The 23,243-nt window shown below is 68.5% G+C and carries 14 protein-coding genes; 3 read left to right on the top strand and 11 right to left on the bottom strand.

The window, feature by feature from the left end; genetic code table 11:
• From FXO18_RS06710 to FXO18_RS06700, 3 genes are all read left to right on the top strand, one after another.
• On the top strand, positions 1–2,707 hold a 2,707-nt coding region (locus FXO18_RS06710; protein ID WP_149360773.1), incomplete at its 5' end, for an arabinosyltransferase.
• 252 nt (positions 2,708–2,959) lie between these two features.
• Positions 2,960–3,340: a metalloregulator ArsR/SmtB family transcription factor gene (locus tag FXO18_RS06705; RefSeq protein ID WP_149360328.1), complete on the top strand. Its 381-nt coding sequence runs from the start codon at positions 2,960–2,962 to the stop codon at positions 3,338–3,340.
• A complete protein-coding gene (locus FXO18_RS06700; RefSeq protein ID WP_149360327.1) occupies positions 3,337–3,840 on the top strand; it encodes an SRPBCC family protein in 504 nt (167 codons plus the stop codon). Before FXO18_RS06705 ends, FXO18_RS06700 begins: the two co-directional genes overlap by 4 nt.
• Positions 3,841–4,027: 187 nt before the next feature.
• Here FXO18_RS06700 and FXO18_RS06695 read toward each other — a convergent pair whose 3' ends face one another.
• The 11 genes from FXO18_RS06695 to FXO18_RS06645 all read right to left on the bottom strand — a co-directional run bounded on the left by FXO18_RS06695 (position 4,028) and on the right by FXO18_RS06645 (position 23,243).
• Positions 4,028–5,572 (bottom strand): acyl-CoA carboxylase subunit beta, encoded by a 1,545-nt coding sequence (locus FXO18_RS06695; RefSeq protein WP_235900513.1) that lies wholly within the window; start codon positions 5,570–5,572, stop codon positions 4,028–4,030.
• A gap of 13 nt (positions 5,573–5,585) precedes the next feature.
• The gene (pks13, locus tag FXO18_RS06690) at positions 5,586–10,505 is read right to left on the bottom strand and encodes a polyketide synthase Pks13 (protein ID WP_149360772.1); all 4,920 of its coding nucleotides are present in this window, start codon (positions 10,503–10,505) and stop codon (positions 5,586–5,588) included.
• A gap of 17 nt (positions 10,506–10,522) precedes the next feature.
• Positions 10,523–12,406 carry a long-chain-fatty-acid--AMP ligase FadD32 gene (gene fadD32 / locus FXO18_RS06685; RefSeq protein WP_149360325.1) on the bottom strand — a complete coding sequence of 628 codons (1,884 nt, stop codon included), beginning with the start codon at positions 12,404–12,406 and terminating at the stop codon, positions 10,523–10,525.
• 401 nt (positions 12,407–12,807) lie between these two features.
• Positions 12,808–13,785 (bottom strand): cutinase family protein, encoded by a 978-nt coding sequence (locus FXO18_RS06680; RefSeq protein ID WP_149360324.1) that lies wholly within the window; start codon positions 13,783–13,785, stop codon positions 12,808–12,810.
• A gap of 9 nt (positions 13,786–13,794) precedes the next feature.
• On the bottom strand, positions 13,795–14,274 hold the full coding sequence (locus FXO18_RS06675) for a hypothetical protein (protein WP_149360323.1): 480 nt from the start codon (positions 14,272–14,274) through the stop codon (positions 13,795–13,797).
• Between the two features lie 171 nt (positions 14,275–14,445).
• Complete coding sequence (locus FXO18_RS06670) at positions 14,446–16,389, bottom strand: alpha/beta hydrolase-fold protein (RefSeq protein WP_149360322.1); 1,944 nt, start codon at positions 16,387–16,389, stop codon at positions 14,446–14,448.
• Between the two features lie 237 nt (positions 16,390–16,626).
• Positions 16,627–17,658, bottom strand: a complete 1,032-nt coding sequence (locus FXO18_RS06665; protein ID WP_149360321.1) for an alpha/beta hydrolase — start codon at positions 17,656–17,658, stop codon at positions 16,627–16,629.
• Positions 17,659–17,974: 316 nt separating this feature from the next.
• The gene (gene zomB / locus FXO18_RS06660) at positions 17,975–19,765 is read right to left on the bottom strand and encodes a flagellar motor control protein ZomB (protein ID WP_235900512.1); all 1,791 of its coding nucleotides are present in this window, start codon (positions 19,763–19,765) and stop codon (positions 17,975–17,977) included.
• Positions 19,766–19,799: 34 nt separating this feature from the next.
• Positions 19,800–20,753, bottom strand: coding sequence for a decaprenyl-phosphate phosphoribosyltransferase (locus FXO18_RS06655; RefSeq protein ID WP_149360770.1), 954 nt, complete (start codon positions 20,751–20,753; stop codon positions 19,800–19,802).
• 61 nt (positions 20,754–20,814) lie between these two features.
• Positions 20,815–21,354, bottom strand: a complete 540-nt coding sequence (locus FXO18_RS06650) for a phosphatase PAP2 family protein (protein ID WP_235900511.1) — start codon at positions 21,352–21,354, stop codon at positions 20,815–20,817.
• A 14-nt stretch (positions 21,355–21,368) separates the two neighbouring features.
• Positions 21,369–23,243 carry a glycosyltransferase gene (locus FXO18_RS06645; RefSeq protein ID WP_149360320.1) on the bottom strand — a complete coding sequence of 625 codons (1,875 nt, stop codon included), beginning with the start codon at positions 23,241–23,243 and terminating at the stop codon, positions 21,369–21,371.

The raw sequence follows: 23,243 nt of genomic DNA, 5'->3' as shown, positions 1-23,243 counted from the left end.
GTTCATGCCGCAGGTGGTGGGCGTCTTCACCGACCTCGACACCACCCCCACCGGCCTCGACCTCACCATCGACATCGACTCCCGCTTCTCCACCCACCCCACGCCCCTCAAGCTCGCCGCGATCGCCACCGGCATCCTCGCCACCCTCCTCGCCCTGACCGCCCTCCACCAGCTCGACACCACCGACGGCCGCCGCCACCGCCGCTTCCTCCCCCCCAGCTGGTGGCGCCTGCGCCCCCTCGACGGCATCGTCGCCACCATCCTCGCCATCTGGTACCTCATCGGCGCCAACACCGCCGACGACGGCTACATCCTCACCATGGCCCGCGTCGCCAACGACGCCGGCTACATGGCCAACTACTACCGCTGGTTCGGCGTCTCCGAAGCCCCCTTCGGCTGGTTCTACGACATCACCGCCCTGCTCGCCCAGATCTCCACCGCCAGCCCCTTCATCCGCATCACCACCCTCATCGCCTCCCTGCTGTGCTGGTGGATCATCTCCCGCGAGGTCATCCCCCGCCTCGGCCGCCGGGCACGGACCACCCCCGCCGTCACCTGGACCGCCGCCGCGGTCTTCCTCGCCTTCTGGCTGCCCTACAACAACGGCCTGCGCCCCGAGCCCATCATCGCCGTCGGCGCCCTGCTCACCTGGATCAGCATCGAGCGCGCCATCGCCACCGGACGCCTGCTCCCCGCCGCCACCGCCGTCATCATCGCCGCCTTCTCCCTCGCCGCCGGCCCCACCGGCCTCATGGCCGTCGCCGCCCTCCTCGCCGGCTCGAGGCCCCTGCTCGCCATCCTCATCAAGCGCGCCCGCGAGCACGGCTGGATCCCCGTCACCGCCCCCATCCTCGCCGCCGGCATGGCCGTGCTCTTCATCATCTTCTACGACCAGACCCTCGCCACCGTCACCGAGGCCTCCCGCCTCCGCACCGCCATCGGACCCTCCCTCGCCTGGTACGAGGAGTTCTTCCGCTACTCGGAGCTGTTCAGCCAGACCGCGGACGGCTCGCTCGCGCGGCGCATCCCGGTGCTGATGATGGTGCTGTCGATGTTCACCGCCGGCGCGGCGATCATCCACCAGGCCTCGAAGAGCCGCATGGCTCGGGGACCCTCGATCCGGCTGCTCGCCGTTGCCATCATGTCCTTCGGATTCCTCGCCGCCACCCCCACCAAGTGGGTGCATCACTTCGGCGCGTTCGCCGGCATCGGAGCAGCCATCGCGGCGCTCGGCGCGGTAGCACTGACCACCGCGTTGTTCCAGTCGCCCCGCAACAAGGTCCTCTACGGCTCGATCGTCCTGCTGCTCGCCGCCTACGCCGCGACCGGTCCCAATGGCTATTGGTACGTGGGCAGCTTCGGCGTGCCGTGGTGGGACAAGCGGCCGTCCATCAACGGCCACGTGCTGGCCACTGGAGTGCTCGCCATCGGCTTGCTGCTCCTGATCATCGGTGCGTTCCTCTACCTCCGCCACACCGAGGCCAGGGGCCTGCGCCGCTGGGCACTGATGCCGTTCCAGGCCCCGGTCGCCATCGTCACCAGCGCGTTCGTGGTGTTCGCGATGCTCTCCCTGGCCAAGGGCGCGGTATCGCAGTACCCCGCGTACTCGATCGCCCGATCGAATATCGACTCGCTGCGCGGATCGCCATGCGGCCTGGCCAACGATGTGCTCGTCGAGTCCGACATCAACTCCGGTTTCCTGCGACCAGCCTCCGGCGACGACCCGGTGGATGCCTTCGAAGGTCGGCTCAATACCGGATTCGACCCCAATGGCGTCCGGGTCGATCTGGTGCCCGAGGACATCAACGTCAATGGTTCCGGGCCGTCCACCATCAACCCGGATGGACCCCGCGTCGGTGGTGCATCCATCACCACCGAGTTCCTCGACGAGCCCGGCATCAACGGCTCGCTCGTCACCCTGCCGTTCGGCCTCGACCCCGACCGCGTGCCCGTGCTCGGCTCGTTCACCGTCCCGCAGAACGCGGTTGCCGAACTGCTCACCGGCTGGTACGAGCTGCCCGAGCGGTCCCCCGGCTCCCCCCTCCTCATCGTCACCGCGGCCGGCCTGATCGACTCCACCGACGCCGACGGCATTCGCGACTACGGCCAGACCCTCGAGGTCGAGTACGGGCGCAGCGATGGCGGCTCCTTCGAGCCGATGGGGCGCATCCAGCCGATCGACCCCGGCCCCTCCCCCATGTGGCGCAACCTGCGCGTGCCCATGACCGATATCCCCGCCGAGGCGAACGTGGTGCGCGTGGTTGCCCGCGACCAGGATTTCGAGGCCCGCCAATGGCTCGCCCTGACCCCGCCGCGCGTTCCGCAGGTCACCACCCTCCAGGAGCTCGTGGGCAGCGAGCAGCCCGTCCTGCTCGACTGGACCGTCGGCCTGCACTTCCCGTGCCAGCAGCCATACCTGCACATCAACGGTGTCGCGCAGCCCTCCGAGTACCGCATCACTCCCGACCGTGGCGTCATCGCCGGCGCGAACTCCTGGCAAAGTCCGTTCGCTGGCGGCTCGCTCGGCCTGACCAACACCCTCAACGACAGCACCACCATGGCGACCTACCTGCGCGATGACTGGCGCCGCGACTGGGGCGAGCTCATCGACTACGACCGGTACCGGCCCGAGGCAGTGCCCGCCGAGATCGACCACGACACGGTGACGCGCTCCGGCCTCTGGTCGCCCGGGCCGATCGTGCCGTAGGCGGCGAGTGGTGGCTTCCGGGTCGTCACTGGTCCGCACGGGTCGCTGAACGCCAAACGCGATAGAAACTTCCGGGAATCCCGGGGCGTTTCTATCGCGTTTGGCCGTTTCGGGTGCGTTTGGCACGAGCGTGGGCCGCGAGCCCCACGCCAGGGCTAAATGGCCGCCCGGCCGCCCAGCGCATCCAGTGCCGCTAGTGATGCCGACCGCCACCTCTAGACATATGCGTAACTGTTTAGTTACATTAGTTGGGTGAAGGTAGCCCACGCGGTCGCGGACCCGGTTCGCCGGGAGATCCTGGAGATGCTCCGGGAGGCATCCCTGACCGCGGGCGAGATCGCCGACCAGTTCCCCATCAGCAGGCCCGCCGTCAGTCGGCATCTCCGGATCCTGCGCGAGTGCGGGCTTGTCTCGGAATCCCCCGGCGCCAACGACGGCCGTTCCCGCGTCTACCACCTCGATGCCCGTCCGCTGCAGGAGCTCGATCGCTGGCTCGCTGGCTTCCGGTTCAGCTGGTCGCAGGCGCTCGATGCCCTGGGGACAGAGGTCTACCGGACCCAGCGCGACCGGCGCAGCACGAGAACCGATGACCAGCAAACCCATGACCAGCAGGAGAAGAGGAACTCAGCATGACGAAGACACCGACCGGGCGGGTGATCGCGACAGCGCTCGGCCCCGACCTGGTACTGACGCGATCTTTCCGCGCGGACATCGACGACGTGTGGGCCAGCATCACCGAACCGGAGCGAACAGGCCGTTGGTTCGGAACCTGGACGGGCGACGCGGCGCCCGGCAACACGATCATGGTCACGATGACGTTCGAGGACGAGGGCCCGGCCATCGGCATGCGGATCGACAAGTGCGAGCCACCGCGCTTGCTCGCCGTATCCGCGGAGGACGAGTACGGGAGCTGGCGGCTCGAAGCCCGCCTGACGACCGATAGCGAGGGAACGCTGCTGACCTTCACCCAGCATGTCGACGATCTCGACTCCGTCAGCGGGACCGGCCCCGGGTGGGAGTACTACCTCGACAATCTCGTCGCTTCCATCGCGGGATCCCCCGCTCCGAGCTTCGACGACTACTACCCCGAGCTCAAGGAGTACTACGCCCAAGCCGCGGATGCCTGCCGATAAGGGCTGATCGACAGAGCCTTCCACCTTTCGGGAGGAAGAGTTGGCCAGCCGCCACGTGCTCCACGACGAGGTACCAAACACCAAACGCGATAGAAACTCCCGGGATTCCCAGGAATTTGCTATCGCGTTTAGCCGTTTCGGGTGCGTTTGGCGGCAGGGGCAGCCGCGAGCCAACCCAGCGGCCAGATCAGCCCGGATGCAGGGTGTGCTTCTTCACCGGTCGCTGCACTGTCTTGTCGCGCAGCGCGCGCAGGGCACGCCGCAGCTCGAGGCGGGTGTCGGACGGGGCGATGACCGCATCGATGTAGCCGCGCTCGGCCGCGATGTAGGGGGTGGCGACGAATTCGTTGTAGTAGTCGATGAACTTGCGCCGCACCTCGGGGGCACGCTCCCCAGCCTCGGCGAGCTCCTTGCGCTTGAGCAGCACCACGGCGCCCTCGGCTCCCATGACGGCGATGCGCGCGGTGGGCCAGGCGAAGTTGAGGTCGGCGCCGAGGTTCTTGGAGCCCATCACGGCGTAGCCGCCGCCGTAGGCCTTGCGCACGACGACGGTCACCTTGGGCACGTCGGCCTCGAGGTAGGCGTTGAGGATCTTCGCGCCGCGGCGGATGATGCCCTGCCGCTCCTGCTCGAGCCCGGGCAGGAAGCCTGGGACGTCGACGACGCACACGATGGGAATCTCGAAGGCGTTGCAGAAGCGGATGAACCGGGCTGCCTTCTCGGCGGCGTCGATATCGAGGGCGCCACTGAGGTGGAACGGCTGGTTGGCGAGCACACCGACGGTGCGGCCGTCGATGCGGCTGTAGCCGACGAGGAGGTTGCGGGCGAAATCCGGGGAGATCTCGGTGAACTCGCCATCGTCGAAGATGTTGCGGAGGATGTCGTGCATGTCGTAGGCCGAGTTGTCGGCGTCGGGCATGAACGAGTCGAGCGCGATGTCGGCGTCGGTCTTCTCCGGCTCTAGGCCGGGGTTGACGATGGGGCCGGGCTCGTTGCAGTTCGACGGCAGGTAGCCAAGGAGCCCGCGTACCCAGGCGAAGGCGTCGGCCTCGGTGGAGGCGACGTGATGGACGGTTCCGTACTCGGCTTGCTTGCGGGCGCCGCCGAGCTCCTCGGCGGAGATGTGCTCGCCGGTGACGGCCCGGATCACCTCGGGGCCGGTGATGAACATGTAGGACTGGTCCTCGACGGCCACGATGTAATCAGTGATGGCCGGGCCATATACCGCCCCGCCGGCGCACTTGCCGAGCATGACGGAGATCTGCGGCACGAGCCCGGAGAGCTGGATCTGGCGCCGCCCGATCTCGGCGTAGAAGGCGAGCGAGGTGACGGCTTCCTGCACGCGGGCACCGCCGGAGTCGTTGATGCCAATGACGGGGCAGCCGGCCTTGAGCGCCATGTCGAGGGCGGCGCAGACCTTGCGGCCGAACATCTCGCCGAGGCTGCCGCCGAACACGGTCTGGTCGTGGGAGAACACGACTACCGGTCGACCGTCGATGAGGCCGTGACCGACAACGACGCCATCGCCGTAGGGGTTGTCGGCGGAGCCCGGTGCCTTGACGAGCGCCCCGATCTCCACGAAGCTGCCGTGGTCGAGCAGCGCGTGGATGCGCTGCCGTGGCGAGGCCAGGCCCTTCTCGTCACGCTTGGCGATAGCGCGGGGGCTACCTGGATCCTGGGCCTTGTCGAGGCGTGCACGCAGGTCGGCAAGCTTCTCGGCTGTCGTGTTCACGCGCGGCAGCTCCTCACTCTGGGGAACGGTGGGCTTCGATCTCGTCAAGCTTGCCAGAGAGGTGCTCGGCGACACGGGCAATGACAGGCTCATCGACCACACCGAGATGATCACCGGTGAGCTGCACGACCTCGAGGCGCTGCGCCACGTGTCCCCATCCACCGTCTGGAGCGATGTTGGCGAAGCGTGGCTCGAGCTGCACGGCACCATCGTGCATTCGCTCGGCCTTGTATAGCACTACTGCTCCGTCGTAGTCGCGGGGCTGGAGCTTCCACGCGGCACGATTGTCGAGGTAGGAGGCGCGCTGGTGCTCGATGATGCCACCGCTGATGGTGTGGTTGGTGCCCTTGAGCTGATCGAGCATGATGCGGATCTGGCCGGCATCATCGGTCGTGACGAGCTTGTCGATGGGCAGCTCGGGCTCGAACCCGTAGTTGACCTTGGCGAAGTCGGCGAACCGCTTCCACCGCAGCTCGATCTCCTCGGGCGTGTCGGGGATCGGCTCGGACGGGAACACGGTGTCGAGCAGCCCGAGCAGTGCTACTTCCTCGCCCTCGGCGCGCAGGCGGTGGGCCATGGTGTAGGCGAGGGCACCACCGAATGACCATCCGGCGAGGACGTATGGCCCGCGTGGCTGGATCTCGCGGAGCGCGGGGAGGTAGTGATCGACCCGCTCCTCGAGGGGGCCGTCGATGCGCTCGAAGCCGTAGACGGGCACGTCGGCGGGGAGCCGCTTGGTCAGTGGCTCGTAGACGACGGTCGATCCGCCGGCCGGGTGGAACACGAACACGGGGACGCGGGTGCTGCCGTCCTTGCGAGGCCGCAGGGTGCGCACGAGGCCGACATCGCCCTCGAGGTGGTCGCGCACGAGGTCGGCGAGCCGCTCGAGGTTCGGTGCGGCGCGCAGCTGCTCAACGGTGATCTCGCCGCCGGCACGCTCGGAGAGGCGCTCGGCGAGCCTGTTGGCGGTGGCATCGTCGATCGCGGGCAGCGGGTTGAAGATGCCGCCTGCGGACTTTCCGGTGATGGTGGCCCATTGGGCGAACGCGAGGCGCTCCGCGGCGTCGCGCGGTGGCACGTCGAGCCCGGCGGCCTCGGTGACGCTGCGCTGGTCAGTGGCCTGGCTGGGTGCTTCGCCGGGAGCAGCGCTGGCATCGTCCCTGCTGGCATCCGCGGCCTCGGACGGGGCGCTGTCCGCAGTGGCTTCCTCGGAGGGGGCTTCACCAGGGGTGGCTTCCGCGATGGTGGCCACGTCGACGGGAGCGGCGCCGGTCTGCTGCTGGGCGGCGACCTCGGCGACCTTGTCCGGGTTCTCGATCGCGTAGACGAGGTACTTCTCGACGTCGTCGAGGCTGGCGTCGCGCAGCGCCTGGATCTGCAGCTGCGGGATGCTGAACTCGTGCTCGACGCGGTTCTTGATGCGCACGGCCATCAGTGAGTCGAGGCCGAGCTCGACGAGGGAGATCTCGGCGGGCAGGTCCTCGGCGGCGTAGCCCATGGCCTCGGCGATGATGCGGGTGAGGCGCTCGCGGACGGGCTCGCCGCTGGCGGGGTCCCATTTCTCCGGGGCCTGGCCGGGGAGCTCGGTGGGCTCATCCGCTGCGGCGGTGGCGCGCGCGACGGGCTCGGTGCTGCCGGGGCGGGCGAATGTCTCGGGCGCGCTGAGCGGTCCGCCGGCGGTGACGACACCGTCCGCGAGCAGCGCGAAGTCCTCGCCCTGCCTGCCGAAGACGCGCAGCGACGCGCCACCGGGGTGCGGGTGCATCATGGTGGTGAGCGTTCCGCTGCTCGGCAGGCCGGCGTGGTAGATGACCGCGCCGAGCGTGACGTCACTGAGCACCTCGCGCGCGGCGGCCTGGATGAGCGCGTCGATGTCGTTGACGGCCTGGGCCTGGACCTCCCAGACGTGCTGGCCATCGGGCAGGGCCACGTGCGCACCGGGCATGCGCTGGTCGCCGCCGCTGCTCGCGCGGGCGGCGGTCCAGTGCTCGCGGCGCAACCAGGCGGTGCGGGGCGGCTCGGCGTAGGGACCGGGCGCCACCATGCGATCGAGTGCCACGGGATGGCCGTGGACGTAGAGCTGCGCGACCGCGCCGGCGAGGGTGGCGGCGCTGTCCTCCTTGCGGTTCTGGGTGTAGATCAGCTGGGGCTCGACGAGGCCGCTGGCGAACGCGGAGGCGGCGACGGACATCAGCGCCACGGGATGCGGGGCGAGCTCCACGAACGTGGTGTGCCCGGCGGAAACAGTGTTCTGGACGGCATTGGTGAAGAACACGGTGTAGCGCATGTTCTTCGTCCAGTAGTCCTCGCCGTGGATGGGGGCGTGGCCCCGCGGGAAGACGGTTCCCTCGTGGACGGAGGACGCCACGGCGCATTCGAGCGGGCGGGCGTCGATGCCCATGATCTCGGCGGTGAGCTCGCCGAGGATGGGATCCATCTGCGCGGTGTGGCCGGCTCCCTTGGTGTCGAGGACGCGTCCGAGCTTCTGCTCGGCCTCGGCGCGCGCCACGATCGCCTGCACCTCGGCGTCCGGGCCGCCGATGACGGTCTGGGTGGGGGCGGAGTAGACGCAGATCTCGACGGCGGGATACTCGTCGCGCATGGCAGCGAGCTCGTCGGCGGAGTACTCGACGAGGGCCATCCGGCGGATGTTGTCGTCGGTGACGGCGGCCTCGGTCTCGCCCATGAGGCGGGCGCGGGCGGTGATGACCCGTGCGGCGTCCTCCACGCTGAGCCCGCCCGAGACGGCTGCGGCGGCGACCTCGCCGAGCGAGTGCCCGAGCACCGCGGCGGGGCGCGCCCCGGCCTCGCGCAGCGTGGCGGCGAGGGCTACCTGGATGGCGAAGATCGCGAGCTGCGCGGTCTCCACCTGGTAGCGGAAGCTCTCGTCGAAGAACATGTCCTTGACGCTGTGCCCGGCCTCGTCGATGAGCAGCGCGTCGATCTCGTCGATGCGGGCCGCGAACACAGGGCTGGACTCGTAGAGCGCGCGGCCCATGCCCGCGTGCTGGGAGCCGAAGCCGGAGAACACCCACACGGGCCCGTCGGCCGCGGGCGCGTCGGAGGAGAAGACGCCCGGGCGCGGCTTGCCCTCGGCTATCGCGCGCACCCCGGCGAGCAGGTCGTCGCGGTTGGCGGCGACCACGGCGGCGCGGGATCGCCCGTGGTTGCGCTTGGCGAGGCTGCGCGCGAGGGAGGCGAGGTCCACGTCCTGGCCAGCGCCGTCCTCGAGCCATTCGAGGAGCTTCTTCGCTGCTAGGCGGCGCCGCGACGGCAGGCCGCCCGAGAGCGGGAAGATGTAGGGGCCGTCGGCGAGCACCGGGATGTCGCTGGGGCCAGGCTCGGGCCGGGCGTCGGGCACGTATTCCTGGACCACGATGTGCGCGTTGGTGCCGCCGAAGCCGAAGCCGGATACGCCCGCGGTGGCCTTGCCGGAGTAGCGGGGCCATTCGCGGATCTCGTCGACGACCTCGAGCTTGGCGTCATCGAACTGGATGTAGGGGTTGGGGCCGGCGAAGTTGATAGTGGCCGGGATGAGGTCATGCTGGAAGGAAAGCAGGACCTTGATGAGCGCGGCCGCGCCGGCGGCGGACTCGAGGTGGCCGAAGTTGGTCTTCGCCGAGCCGAGCAGGGTGGGCAGCATCTCGTCGCGCCCGCGGCCAAGGACGCGCCCGAGGGCATCGGCCTCGATGGGGTCGCCGAGCAGGGTGCCGGTGCCATGGGCCTCGACGTAGTCGACCTGGCTCGGGGCGATACCGGCGTCGCGATACGCGGCGCGCAGCACCGCGACCTGCGCCTCCGGGTTGGGGGCGGTGAGGCCGTTGGACCGGCCGTCGGAGTTGACGGCCGAGCCCTTGATGACGCCGAGGATCTGGTCACCGGCGGCCTCTGCCTCGTCGAGGCGCTTGAGGACCACGAGGCCACCGCCCTCGCCGCGGACGATGCCGTTGGCGTCGGACGAGAAGGCCTTGATGCGCCCGTCGGGTGCGAGCACGCCCTCGATCTGCCCGAAGCCGAGCGTCGCGGCCGGGGTGAGCAGCATGTTCACGCCACCGGCGATCGCCATGTCGGACTCGCCGAGCCGCAGCGACTGCACCGCCTGGTGGATGGCGACGAGGGACGACGAGCAGGCCGTGTCCACCGAGACCGAGGGGCCACGGAAATCGAAGGTGTAGGAGACCCGGTTGGGGATGATCGATGAGGCTGTGCCGGTGAGCGCGTAGTAGTGCGCGGTGGTGGGGTCGCTCGCGGTGAGGAGGCTGTAGTCGTTGGCGGAGCTGCCGATGAACACGCCGACCTGGCGGCCCTTGAGGCCGCTGGCCGGGATACGGGCGTTCTCGAGCGCCTCCCAGGTCAGCTCGAGGGCGATGCGCTGCTGCGGGTCGACGTTCTCCACCTCGAGCGGCGACATGGCCCAGAACTCGTGGTCGAAGCCCTTCACGTCGTCGAGGTAGCCACCGAAGGTGGGGGTGGAGGCGAGCGCGGCCGCGATGACGGGATCGCCCGAGTACTCGTCCCAGCGGCCCGCGGGGAGATCAGTGACTGCGTTGCGGCCCTCCGCGAGCAGCGTCCACATCTGCTCCGGGGTGCTCGCGCCACCGGGGAAGCGGGTCGCGAGGCCAACGATGGCGATGTCCACGTGACCGATCGGCCGCGGCCGCTCCTCGAGGGTGTCCGAGTCGGTGTCCGTGCTGGGGGGCGGGCCCTCGATGATGCGCTTGGCGAGCGCCCCGATCGTCGGGTTCTCGTATGCGACCGTAGCGCTGAGAGTGATGCCGAGCAGTTCCTCGACCTCGCCGCTGAGCGCCACCGCATCGCGCGAGGACAGCCCGAACTCCTCCATGGGGCGCTCGGCGGAGATCTGGTCGAGCGGTTGACCGGTAGCGGTCGCCACCCACTGGCGGAGCCAATCGACCAGCTGGGAAACGGACATCTGCTCTGGGGTCAACGTCACTCGCTCATGGTGTCGGGGAACGCGGTCTGGGCGTGGCCTCCACGAAGGGTGCCATCGATGTAGGCGGCCTTGCAGGCACGCCGGGCGATCTTGCCGCTGGACGTACGAGGAATGGAGCCGGCGGGCACGAGCAGCACATCGCGCGCGGTCACGCCGTGGCGGGACGCGATTGCGGCGCGCACTTCCTCGGCGATCGGCACCGGATCGGCCTTGCCCGCGCCGGGAGCGCGCTCGCCGACGATGACGAGCTGCTCGGAGGTGTCCTCGGGATCAAGGTCGACGCCGCTGAGGGGGTTGTCGAACACGGCCTGGGGCAGCTGGTTCGCGGGCACGGCGAACGCGGCCACGAAGCCGGGGCGCAGCGAGGAGCTTGCTTCCTGCGCGGAGTTCTCGAGGTCCTGGGGGTAGTGGTTGCGGCCGTCCGCGATGACGAGGTCCTTCACCCGGCCAGTGATGAAGAGCTCGTTGTCGATGTAGACGCCGTAGTCGCCCGTGCGCATCCAGTTCGCCTCGAGGCTGGTGCCCTCGGTGTGGCTGCCCTCGGGGAGGCGGTCGGTGATCTTGTTGTGGAACGTCTCCTCGGTCTCCTGCTCCCGGTGCCAGTAGCCCTGGCCGATGTTGTCGCCGTGGAGCCAGATCTCCCCCACGCGCTCGTCGGGGAGCTCCTTGCCCGTCTCCGGGTCAACGATCGCGGCCCACTGGCTGACCGATACGTGGCCACACGAGACCTGCGGGACCGAGTTCGGCGCGTCGGAGCGCACCCGCTTGATGCGCCCGGCGTTGAGCTCGTCCCGGTCGACATAGATGACATGCGCCTCGTCATCCTGGTTCGGGGTGGAGACGAACAGGGTGGCCTCGGCCATGCCGTAGGACGGCTTGATCGCCGTCTTCGGCAGCCCGTAGGGGCCGAACGCGTCATTGAACTTGCGCATCGATGCCGGAGTGACGGGCTCGCTGCCGTTGATCAGGCCGATGACGTGGCTGAGATCGAGGGTCTCGCCTTCCTTCGGCACGCCGCGCAGCGCGGCATGCTCGAACGCGAAGTTCGGCGCGGCCGCGAACGTGCCGGCCCCGTCGCTCTCGGCGGCGAGCTCCTTGATCCAGCGGTACGGGCGCTGCACGAACGCGCGGGGCGACATGATGGTGATGTACTTGCCACCGAATGCCGGGAGGATGACGGTGAGCAGGCCCATGTCGTGGAAGAGCGGCAACCAGGTGACGCCGCGGGATTCCTCGGTCAATCCGAGCGAGGCGCACATCTGCAGCACGTTGGTGCTCACCGCGCGGTGGGTGATCTCCACGCCGGCGGGAACCCGGGTGGATCCGGAGGTGTACTGCAGGTAAGCGATGTCATCGAGCGAGGGGTGAGGCAGCTGCCATGATTCCTCGAGCGAGTCCGGGATGGCATCGACGGCGATGATGCGGGGGCGCTCGCTCGCGGGGCGCGAGCGGAAGAACTGGCGCACGCCCGCTGCCGACTTGGTGCCGGTCAGGATCGCTGCGGGCTCGCAGTCGCCGAGCACCGCGTGCAGCCGATCGGTATGGCCAGGCTCGTCCGGGTCGAAGAGCGGCACCGCGATGTTTCCGGCGTGGATCGCCGCGAAGAAGGAGACGACGTAGTCAAGCCCCTGGGGCGCGAGGATCGCGACGCGGTCGCCCTTGTTCGACACTTGCTGGAGCCGGCTGGCGATCGCGCGCACCCGCACGCCGAAGCGCTCCCAGTTGAGCTCGTTGACCTCGCCGTCACGATCGCGCGAGTAGTCGATGTAGCGGTACGCGAGGTCCTCCGCATTGCTGCGGGAGTGCTGCTCGACGCAGTTCACAAGAGTCGCCTCCAGTGTGAGTGCAACCTCACCGGCCTCGTTGTAGAACTCGTCCATGCCTCTCCCTCAGTGTGCAGGTGTGAACCAGCGATCCCAGCAGCGATCCGAGCACGCAGAAGCGCGCCGGGCATGACTGTTGCGTCGCCATGAACGTCACGGGCATATGCGAACCGCATCCGCCCCTTGGGCTGTCGTGCCAAGCATTTCGTATGTTACAGACGGACGCAGTGTGTGTGACGCACTGCACCGAACAGTCATGCAGCCCTCATGCTACTCATCCCGGCCCGTGTTCAGAGGCATCATGAGGTGACCAGCACGCATTTTCATGCTTCTCGGTAAGGCACATCACATCCTGGACCCGGTCCAGCACTGGACCGTTGCGGGCCCGTCACCGTTTCACGGCTGAATCGTTGTCCGCCGGATCCCGGGAGCAAGCCAGATCGGTACCGCGACCACTACTACGGGTGCGGGTAGGACGGCGCCTCGTCGATGATTCCGCGTGCCCAGCCCACGAGCCATTGCGTGGTGGTCGTGCCCTGATCGTCGACGACGTGGGAGTCATAGAACGCATGGACCGGATTGTTCAGGTAATCCCTGACCAACCGATTGAAGGCGAGCAGGAGATTATCGAGCGTCGGCGCGTCACAGATCGGATCGTTCGGTGCACAGATCTGCACGGTGCGGTCCGCCACCGCGCCGAAGCCGCCCTCCCGCCTTCCGCTCAGGGTCGCGCCAGGGATCACCGGCAGGCCCGCGAGCGCGATCTCGAGCCCCACCCCCTGCACCGGGGGCCCGATGGTCCTCGCGGCGTCGGGATCGTATCGACCGTCCGCCACGAGGGCCACCCCGCTGACCTTCTCGGGCGGGACCGGCCCTTCCCCTCGACCGATCCGGGAAGCGATATCACCGGCGATCACCGCGCCCTGGCTGAAACCGATCAGCACGAAGCTGGTCAGCGGGCATTCACCATGGCGCTGCGCCATCGCATCGGTCAGGGCGGACTTCCCGATGGCACGACTCTCGTCATAGATCATCTCCGGGGGACCGCCAGGGCGCTGGAACTGCGCGGGATAGGGCACGGTGTAGATCTCGGCCCGGTCCGCGGGGTACTGGCCAGAGAGCGGCTGGGTGACCTTGAGCAGCAGGGAGGCGGGGTTCGCGGTTGGGTTGAGCGGATCATCCCCGGGGGAGGATTCCCAGGTCCCGGGCACCGAGTACAGCTGCACGTCGGGGCACCACTCGGGCTGCTGGGCCTGCTCGGTGGGCGTGGTCGGCGGCTGCCCTGGCATGCCGGGGATCCGGATCCGGTCGAGGAGGGCAACGATCAGCGCGATGACGATGACGATGACCACGAGCAGGGCAAGGAGGATGAGCAGCAGGCGGGGCAGGCGGGAGCGCCCGCGGCGCCGGGATCGTGCTTGGGATGCCCACGCCATAGTTCTCACTCACCCATCGCAGTAGTGACGGCCAGCGATCTCCACGTACTCGTCGGCGATCCGTTCGGGATCAGCGTCGGATCCGATTCGCTGCAGCTCCAGACCCACCATAGCGGTGACGTTGATGAGAATGCTCTCCCGCGGCAGCGCGTCCCCGCTCGCCGCGCACACATACGCCCCGATGCCCTGCGCCGAGGATGACTCGGGACCGGCGGGCAGGCCGGCGGCATCGACAGCCGCGAGGTACTCGCCGAGCGGATCGGCAGGGGGCTCCTCCGGCTCTGGTGTCTCCTGGGGCGGCTCCGCTGGCTCCTCGCTGGTCGCATCCGGCGCCCCCGGGGCATCGGTCTCCCCGGGGGGCTCCACAGCCGTGGTGGCCGGGGTGGTCACCACCGGATCGCTCGCGACGACCGCCTCATCTGCACAGGCGGCGACCATCACGATCGATGCCGCCGCGAGGCCTGTGGCCCACCATGTCCGTGCCGTCATCCCCCACGCCCTTTCACGCCTGTCACGCATAGCATCACGAGCTGCTCGGCATGCGGAGCGCGCCCCGCTCGCCGAGCCCGGCAACAGGCTACAGAGCGAACGCGGGCTGTGACGGGCCATATGGCTCACGTCACAGCCCGCGGTCAACGGCGTCGCTGGGGAAGTACGCCGTTAGCTTGTCACCACCTCGGCCACGCCATCCTTGACCAGGACGAAACCGCCCTGGAAGTCCTGGCGCACCCCTTCGGGAACCTCATGCTGGGCGCCTACCGGGTAGCCCAGGCGACCGGCCTCGAAGCCTTCGGTGGCCCAGGCGTCCATGATTGGTCCGGCCAGCACCGGCCACGCCCCGGTGCCCGGCGACCAGTACACGTTGCCGTTCTCGAACTCGGTGAACCGACCGTCGCCGATCACATGCTCCGAGGACACCGGCCAGCCCAGCGCACCGGTCTCGCGGCCCGCCTCCTCGTAGCGGCGCCAGATCTCGCCCTCGACGACAAGCACGGAGCCGCGCGGCTTGGCGAACAGCGCGCCATTGGCGAAGCGCTGCAAGCGGCCCTGGCGGTCCTGCGAGTTCTCGACCGCGGCGACCGGGATGCCCAGCGGGCCGCTCTCCCATCCGCGCGCCGCCCACTCATCGCGGAACGCATCGATGACCATCACGGCACCGTGGGCGGGCGTCCAGTAGATCGACCCGTCCTCGAAGTGGTTGAACGCGCCCCGCCCGTCTGGCATGGGTGCCTCACTGGTCGTGGGGAACCCTAGGTCGCGCGAGTTAGCCTCGTAGAGCTTCTCGATCTCGCCCTCCACCAGGTGCGCCCCGGTCTCCGGCGACCAGTACGCGGTGGCGTTCTCGAACTCCTGGTACTTGCCGCCCACCGTGGTGCGCTCGTCGGTGAGGCAGACGCCCACGTCGCCGCGCCCCTGCACGAGGTCCCCGATCGCGCCGATGACCTCGCAGGTCGGCTCGTCGAGCACGGAGGGCTGCACTGGCCGATTGAGCCCGACGGAGTCCACGTTGAGCGCGGTCGCGATCTGCGGCCATGCCTCGTGCAGCTCGGACTGCCAGTACGGCCAGCTGTGGGTGCCGGTGTTGCGGAAGCGCACCGTCGCGGGGATGTTGAGCTGCTTGAGCCTCGCGGCGAAGTTCTGCGTGGTCAGGCGCGAGAGCACCTCGAGCGCCATTCCCGCCGAGTTCTGCGGGATGCCCGGCATCACGCCGGGAGTGTCGTGCGCGCCCTGCGCCCCGGTGCCCGCCGACATGTACAGGCTCATGCCCTTGAGGTTGCGGGCGAGCAGGTACGGGTCGTGCTCCTTCCACAGCGGGTTGTCGGCCGTGCCCCACATCGCGTCCGCGTCGTAGCCGCCCGCATCGAAGACCGCTGCCTTGATCGCGCGCTGCATGCCATACGAGGTGGTGCTGAGGTAGCCGGACAGCGAGCCGGCGAACTGGAACATGCCGCGGTTGCGGGCTGGCAGCAGCATTGCCGCCGTGCCACCCATGGAGAGCCCGAGGACGCCCATGCTGTCGTTGATGCGGTAGTCGTTGCGCAGGATCGGGGGCAGTTCCTCCGTCAGGAAGGTCTCCCACTTGTAGTTCTTGTCGTTGTCCGGCTCCAGCCAGTCGGTGTAGAAGCTCGATTCGCCACCGACGGGCATGACGACATTGATGTTCTTGTCCTGGAAGAAGCTGATGACGTCGGTCTCCAGCGTCCAGCCGCTCTGGTCATCGCGGGCGCGCAGCCCGTCGAGGAGGTACAGCCCCGGGAACGTCCATTGCGGCTGGGCGTGGAAATCACGCGCGAGCAGCACCTGCACCTGGATCGTCGTGTTCATGGCGGGCGAGTACACCCACAGAGCGAGGTGGCGGTCGCTGAGCCTGTCGACACGCTCGACCCGCACTCCGGGCACTGGCGCCATGGCGGGGGCAGCGGGATGGATCGCTAGTGCCTGGGCCGGCTGCGGCGCGGGCGATGCCAGGGCCGACGGCAGGGTGGTTGCCGTGAGCGCGATCGGAGCGAACACCGCCAGGGCACTGGCTGCTAGCTTGCGACGGCGCGCGCGAGACGGTCCGTTGATGGCTCGGTCGGCGTCGCGCTGCAGCAGTGGCCGCATGAGCGTTCCCCTTCGACGTGGTGATGCTGGGACGCACGGTGCGTGCGTGCTTCCTTCATACCCGCTGTTCCCGGAGTTGCACGAGATGCGCCATGCGATGCGTGAGGGAATCGTTACTGGATGTGCGCAGGGCAGTTATGAAGCAGCCCATATGAAGCAGCACAGTGGTGCCACGAACAGCACTGTGCCCCCGCCCGATGAGGGCGGGGGCACAGCGTGCTAGCTGGGTTGGCTGGATCAGCCTCCGACAGCGGCGAGGATGCCGGGACGTGCCTTGGCAAGCTCGTCCTGCCAGTAGCCCCAGGCGTGGACGCCGGTGGGCGGGTAGCTGAAGGTCGCGTTGAGGCCCAGCGCGTTGGCGCGGCCCTCGAAGGTGCGGGTGTTCAGCAGGGTGACGACCTCGAGGCCCATGGCGTTGGCGGTGTTGAAGTAGTCAACGGGGGTCTCGAGGCGGGTGTAGGCGCCGGGGATGCCGTTGCCTGCCGAGATGTAGAGCTGGATGCCGGAGAGCTCATCGGCGAAGACGGTCGGGTCATGCTCGGCCCAGGCCGGATCCCACGGCGGTCCCCACATGTCGTCAACGTTGTAGCCACCCTCGTCGAGCAGGGCGAGGCGGATCAGCGACGGCATGCCGGGAGCGGAGAGGTTCAGGTAGCCGGAGAACGATGCGGCGTAGTTGAACATGGGCTTGTGGTCAGCGGCGAGCTTGAGCGCTGCGCTGCCGGCCATCGAGAGGCCAGCGACAGCGTTGCCCGTGCTGCGGATGCCGAGCCCGCTCAGGTAGCCGGGGAGCTCCGAGGTGAGGAACGTCTCCCACTTGTAGGTGTAGGGCTGGCCGTTGGTGCTCGACGGGCCGTACCAGTCAGCGTAGAAGCTGGAACGTCCACCGATCGGCAGGACAACGTTGACGTTGGTGTCGGCGAACATCTCGAGCGCGTTGGTCTCGATCTGCCAGCCGCTGAGGTCATCACGGGCACGCAGGCCATCGAGCAGGTACAGCGCTCCGCTGCCCCCGCCCGCCGCGCGCAGCACGTCGACCTGGACGTTGATGCCCATCGACGGCGAGAACACCGAGTGGCGCTGGAACCGGTCGCCCCAGGGGCTCGGGTTAATGCGGACGAGCTCGGCCTGGGCGGCGGTGGCCGGCTGCGCGGCAGCGATGGCGCCACCGGTGAGCCCTGCGGCCATCGGCACGACCAGCGCGGCAGCGCTCACGGCGAGCACCCGCTGACGCCACTTCTGTGACACGCGCGGTTTAGCGAATCGCATGGAAAATCTCCCTCTTCTCGTGTGCATCACTGCTCCGCCCGGGCACCTTGGTGCCGCTCGGCGTAACAGGGTCACCCTCCCGTAAGCAGCATCGCCATCCGCGCATCGAGCGCAGCGATCCTGGCAAACCCCTGAGAGCTTGCTGTGTAGATCGGCCTGGACACGATAACCGTTACACGCCGATCCGATCTCGTTCCAGATACCGATGGATCACGATTACCGTACCGCACCCCCAAATGGACCGCACATCGAACCCCCGATTTCGGGCATGGGTCATCGAGAGCGAAGCAATATGCGAGTGAACTGCGGCGATGCGCTAGCTTTCCAGGGTGTCGCAGCGCTCGATCTCGTCGAGGGGAGCACGCTCGATGCGATAGCCCGATCTCGGGAAGGCGTCGACGATATTGCGGAGGAATCTCCGGATGGTCAACTCATCGCGGTAGCTCCCGAGGGCCGAGCGGGTGGCCTCGCAGCTGAGAGCACGCTGTGCATCCTGCACCCACTGCGGGTCGAGGAAACCGATGAGACCGGTCTCCCAGGTGTCCGCGCCCCCGTAGTCGGCGATGAGCCAGTCGGGATAGAGGTACTTGTCATGGCCGATGCGGCCCCCCTCGATGCGCTCGGTGTGCGCGGCGAGCGGATAGGCCAGGCCGATATGGTCCAGGACACGGACGTCGAGCGGCATGATCATGCCAGCCATGCCAAGCTGCGCGTAGTAGACGGTCGCGCGCGCGTCATCGAGGGAGGCCGGGTCCTTCGGCGGCACATAGACCCACGATCCCTCGTCCGCCGTGGGCAGGAGGACCGACCCTCGTGGTGCCGTATCGAGGACGAGGAGCAGGGATCGCATGCGCGGGTACTGCACGTAGTGCTCGGCGCTCGTGGGGTGCTCGATCCCGGTCTTCTCCGCGTAGAAGGCCCGCTCGTCGACGATTCCCGAGTCCGGGATCTCGACAGAGACCCTGGGCTCGGCGACGACCACGACCGTCACGGACCACGCGACGACAACGATCCACGCCACCGGTGCGACGATCCCCGCCACCGCTCGCCGCCCCGCGCTGGCCAGCCACTGGCGGGTGGGCAGGACGATGGGGATCACGGCCACGGGCAGCAGCAGGGTGAACAGCACGGGCAGCAAGGTGCGGCCGTGCATGAAATCGCCGCCGACCCGCACCACGTAGATGCCCAGCAGGATCCCATTGAGCAGGAACAGCGCCACGACAGCCGCTCGGCTCCGCGACCGGGAGCGCTGCGGCGCGGGCTGCTCGCTGCCACGCTGGGAACGGACGAGGAGCCAGGCCGCGATCCCGCCTATCGCCATCGCCGCGAGCGGCAACCACAACAGGTATGGGCCCACGAGATCCTGGAAGTACAGCCAGCCCTGCGACCAGCGCGAGCCACCGGCATCCTTGGCCACGGCGGTATTGGGGAACGGCAGGCCGTAGTAGCCCATGCGGAAGATCTGGTACGCCACGGGCAGCGCGCCCGCTGCGGCGATGAGGAGCGCGCGGAACCGCCACCTCACGTCCGCGCTGAGCAGCAGCAGGATGGCCAGGCCGCCCAGGACAGCGAGCTCGGGGCGCACCAGTGGGCCGAGCCCGGCGACGAACGCGACAAGGATGGTCGAGCGGGCCTCCGCCCGTGGCTGCCGCGCCCATCCGAGCATCAGCCACCACAGCAGCGCGATCCAGGCGATGACGAGGCCAGACTCGAGACCGGATGTGGCGAAGTCCCGTGCCGGGGGCACCGCGATGTAGGCGATGACACCGGCGGGCAGCAGGAACGATGCAGAGCTCGTGCCCGAGTACAGCCGCGCTCCCCCCATGACGGCGAGGACGATCGCGGCGACGCTCAGCGCGAGCGCGAGGACCAGCACCACGCCTTCCGGGCCGGCGCCGGGGATCCACGTCCCCATGTACACCAGGTAGGTCCACAGGGTCGAGGTGTTGGCCTCGACCCGCTCCCCGGCATTGAACACCGGACCGTTGCCAGCGATGAGGTGGCGGATGGTGCGCAGCACGATCAGGCCGTCATCGGAGATCCAGCGACGCTGCCACGCCCCGAGGGCGAACAACCCAGCAACGAGGATCGTGCTGGCGACCAGCACGATCCGCGGGGCTATCCCGTGTGGTGGGGCACCATCAGGCGATGTAGACCGCGACACCGACGACTCCAATCCATGCAACCGCGAGGAGCTGGAGGACCCGGTCGCCCAGGGCGATCTCCTCCGGCTCTCCAGCTTGCGCCCCATCGATGTCGACGGCATAGCGCAAGATGGCGATTGTAAACGGAATCATCGACATTACGAACAATCCGAGGTGGGAACCGTCCGCCCGGGGTGTTCCGGGACCGCCGCTGTCCTGCTCGAAGGCCCAGAGGCCATAGAACACGATGACCGCAGTGGCCGACATGGTCCAGACGAAGCGGAGGTAGGTGGAGGTGTAGTTCTCCAGCGACTTGCGGATCTTCGCGCCGGTCTCCTCGGCGAGCTTCAGCTCCGCGTAGCGCTTTCCGGCCGCCATGAACAGCGACCCGGACGCGGCGACGAGCAGGAACCACTGGGAGAGCGGGATGCCAGCAGCGACGCCGCCGGCGACAGCGCGCAGCAGGAACCCGGAGGAGACGATGACGATATCGAGGACTGCCTGGTGCTTGAGGCCGAAGCAGTAGGCGAGCTGGATGATGATGTAGACGACCGTCACCACGGCGAGCGTGTTGTTCGCGAGCAGCGAGAGCAGGGTCGCGGACACGAAGAGGACCACGGCGAGCACGTAGGCCAGCGGCACAGGGAGCACCCCGGCAGCGATGGGCCGGAAACGCTTGGTGGGATGAGCGCGATCGGCTTCCACGTCGCGGGCATCGTTGACGAGATAGACGCCCGATGCGGCGAGCGAGAAGACCACGAATGCCAGGGCGACGGCGGTGAGCACGGGCCCCTCGCCGATGGAGCCGTCCGCGAGCGGCGCGGCGAGCACCAGGCCGTTCTTGATCCACTGCCGGGGCCGCATCGCCTTGATGATGCCCTCGGGGAGCGACGAAGGCGCCTTGCGCGTTCTGGCGCGAGTTGGATCCTCGGGCTCGACCAGATCGCTCATCATTACCCCTCTCGACCATTTCTAGTCATGTTTGGCGGCGCCCAATTCGGACACCAGTAGCTTATGCCCACCCGAGCTTGCGCTCGGCGACCCCCACGAGCGTGGCGGAGGCCGCTCCCACCGCTGCCCCGGTCAGCACATCCGTCGGATAGTGCACGCCAAGGACCAGCCGGGAGAGCAGCATGGGTGGTACCACGGCCGCCGCGATGGGCAGACCGGTGAGCCTTCCCAGGAGAATCGCTGCCGCGGTGCTCGATGTTGCATGTGATGACGGAAAGCTCAGTTGGCTCGGTGTAGCAACGTTGACCACAATATCGGGATGATGTGGCCTGCGGCGCCGCACGACGCGCTTGATCGCGATGCTCGCGGCATGGGCGCCGACCGCACCGACCGCTACCGCGCCCCAGCGCTTGCGCCGGGCGGGGTCGGCGAGCGCGCCGATCCCGGCGACCGCTACCCAGCCGAGGGCATGCTCCCCGAAATGCGACATCAAGCGCGTAGCACCGAGCACGCCGGGCCGGTGCGCGATCATTCGCTGCACCGCCACCAGGACTGCGGCCTCGCCCTCGGCAGGGCCGATCGGTTCCATCAAGTGGGTCATTGAGATCCTCGGGGTCAGTCGTACTGGGCGAAGAACTCGCCCCAGCGCTCGCGGCTGGTCAGCTCGGGAAACGCTGAACGATAAGCGGCCTGCAGCTCCGGGAAGCGCTTCTCGAGCTCCCGACGAAGGCCCAGTGCTTCCTTGAGCAAGCGTGCAGCGACAGCGCGATCACGCTTGCGGTAGACCACGCCACGACCATCGGCGGTCGTCACGGTCACGCCATCCACCTGGGACAGCAGGAACCACCGTGCATCGAGGGTGGCGACATTGAGCTGCGGGCGCTCGTGGTGCGCGGGCTTGGCGGGGCGCAGGTTGTGCACCACAGCGCGGCCGAACCTCTTGAGCTTCGCCGGGGTCGTCACCGGCAGGCCCACCGATCCGATATCGCTGCCCGACGGCAGGGGCAGATCCGTCGCCGAGCCCGCCACGACGGCGTCCGGGTACTCCGCACGGATCTTCTGCACCTTGGCAAGAGAAGTCGGCAGCTCGTCGAAGAGGATGCCGGGCCCGGCGAGGAAATCCTTGATGGCTTCGTTCTGCAGCGCCACGGTGGAGTACTCGAGGCACAGCAGGTGCTTGAGCAACGGCTTCATGGTGCTCTTGACCAGCGCCCGCGCGCCCCCGGGATTGTGCAGCGCGGCCACGATCAGCCGGTTGCGCATGTGGTAGTACGCCTGCCAGTCGATGACGTCGTCCTTGTCGGACCAGGCCATGTGCCAGATAGCGGTGCCGGGGAGAGTCACCGTGGGGTACCCGGCGGCGGCGGCGCGCAGCCCGTACTCGGCATCGTCCCACTTGATGAACAGCGGGAGGGGCTGGCCGAGCTGCTCGGCCACGCTCCGCGGGATCAGGCACATCCACCAGGCGTTGTAGGTGACATCGATGCGCCGGTGCAGATCGGGGGATTCCGCGAGCGGCTCGCCCGCGAAGTCATGGTCGTACTCAGTGTGCGGCGCCGGGCCCCACACGAACTCGCCAAACCGGACTACTTCACCCATCACGTGCAGGTGGGCGCGGTTCTGCAGGTTCAGCATCTGCCCGCCGACGAGCAGCGGCTGGCGGGCGAACCGGGCGAACGCGATGGCGCGCAGGATGGAGTCGGGCTCGATCTCGATGTCGTCATCCATGAACAGGATGTACGGGCTATCGGTGGTGCGCAGGGCCTCGTACATGACGCGCGAGTAGCCGCCGGAGCCACCGATGTTGCCCTGGTCGTGGATGCGCAGGCGATCACCGAGCACCGCGGCGGCCTCGGCGAACCCAGGCTCGTCCTTGGCCTTGCGGGTGCCCTGGTCCGGGATGATCACCGCGTCGATGACCTCGAGCACCTTGGGATCGGAGCCGAGCGCGGTGAGCGCCTTGACGCAATCATGGGGCCGGTTGAAGGTGGGGATGCCGATGGCCGCGCGGCCCTCCCCGGGGGCGTCGACCGGGGCGTACCAGCCACCGGAGCGGATCTCGACATCCTCCTCGGCGCTGAGGTCGAGCCAGAGCCAGCCGCCATCCTCGAACGGGGAGAGATCGAGGACGACCTCGAGCTCGCCGTCGTTGCCGGTGGCCTCGGCGCTCGCGACCTGGATGCGCGTGCCATCCGCCTTGGACCGGTACACATCGGCCCGGCAGGCACCGCTGGTCTCGAGGCGCAGCACGACCTGGTCCAGGGTGCTCCAGCGTCGCCAGTAGCTCGCGGGGAACGCGTTGAAGTAGGTGCACAGCGAGATCTCGGACTCGGCCGCGATGGTCGCCGAGGTCCGCGAGGTGGCATGGACCCGCCGCGGGTTGGTCGGCGATTCCTCGAGGTAGAGGCGGCGCACATCGAGTGGCTCGCCGGGTCGCGGCAGGAGGATGCGCTGCAGGAGCGACCGGGCGGATGAGCTGGTGGTGGTCAC

The organism is Lolliginicoccus suaedae, from assembly GCF_008312885.1.
Lineage (GTDB): Bacteria > Actinomycetota > Actinomycetes > Mycobacteriales > Mycobacteriaceae > Lolliginicoccus > Lolliginicoccus suaedae.
This window is presented reverse-complemented; position numbering and strand designations above follow the sequence as displayed.

What these genes read in the sequence shown, in the direction of transcription:
- fadD32 (WP_149360325.1), bottom strand. Translation starts at nt 12,406, where the DNA reads ATGGACGAGTTCTACAACGAGGCCGGTGAGGTTGCACTCACACTGGAG.
- FXO18_RS06675 (WP_149360323.1), bottom strand. Translation starts at nt 14,274, where the DNA reads ATGACGGCACGGACATGGTGGGCCACAGGCCTCGCGGCGGCATCGATC.
- FXO18_RS06700 (WP_149360327.1), top strand. Translation starts at nt 3,337, where the DNA reads ATGACGAAGACACCGACCGGGCGGGTGATCGCGACAGCGCTCGGCCCC.
- pks13 (WP_149360772.1), bottom strand. Translation starts at nt 10,505, where the DNA reads ATGTCCGTTTCCCAGCTGGTCGATTGGCTCCGCCAGTGGGTGGCGACC.
- FXO18_RS06680 (WP_149360324.1), bottom strand. Translation starts at nt 13,785, where the DNA reads ATGGCGTGGGCATCCCAAGCACGATCCCGGCGCCGCGGGCGCTCCCGC.
- FXO18_RS06650 (WP_235900511.1), bottom strand. Translation starts at nt 21,354, where the DNA reads ATGACCCACTTGATGGAACCGATCGGCCCTGCCGAGGGCGAGGCCGCA.
- FXO18_RS06665 (WP_149360321.1), bottom strand. Translation starts at nt 17,658, where the DNA reads ATGCGATTCGCTAAACCGCGCGTGTCACAGAAGTGGCGTCAGCGGGTG.
- FXO18_RS06670 (WP_149360322.1), bottom strand. Translation starts at nt 16,389, where the DNA reads ATGCGGCCACTGCTGCAGCGCGACGCCGACCGAGCCATCAACGGACCG.
- FXO18_RS06655 (WP_149360770.1), bottom strand. Translation starts at nt 20,753, where the DNA reads ATGAGCGATCTGGTCGAGCCCGAGGATCCAACTCGCGCCAGAACGCGC.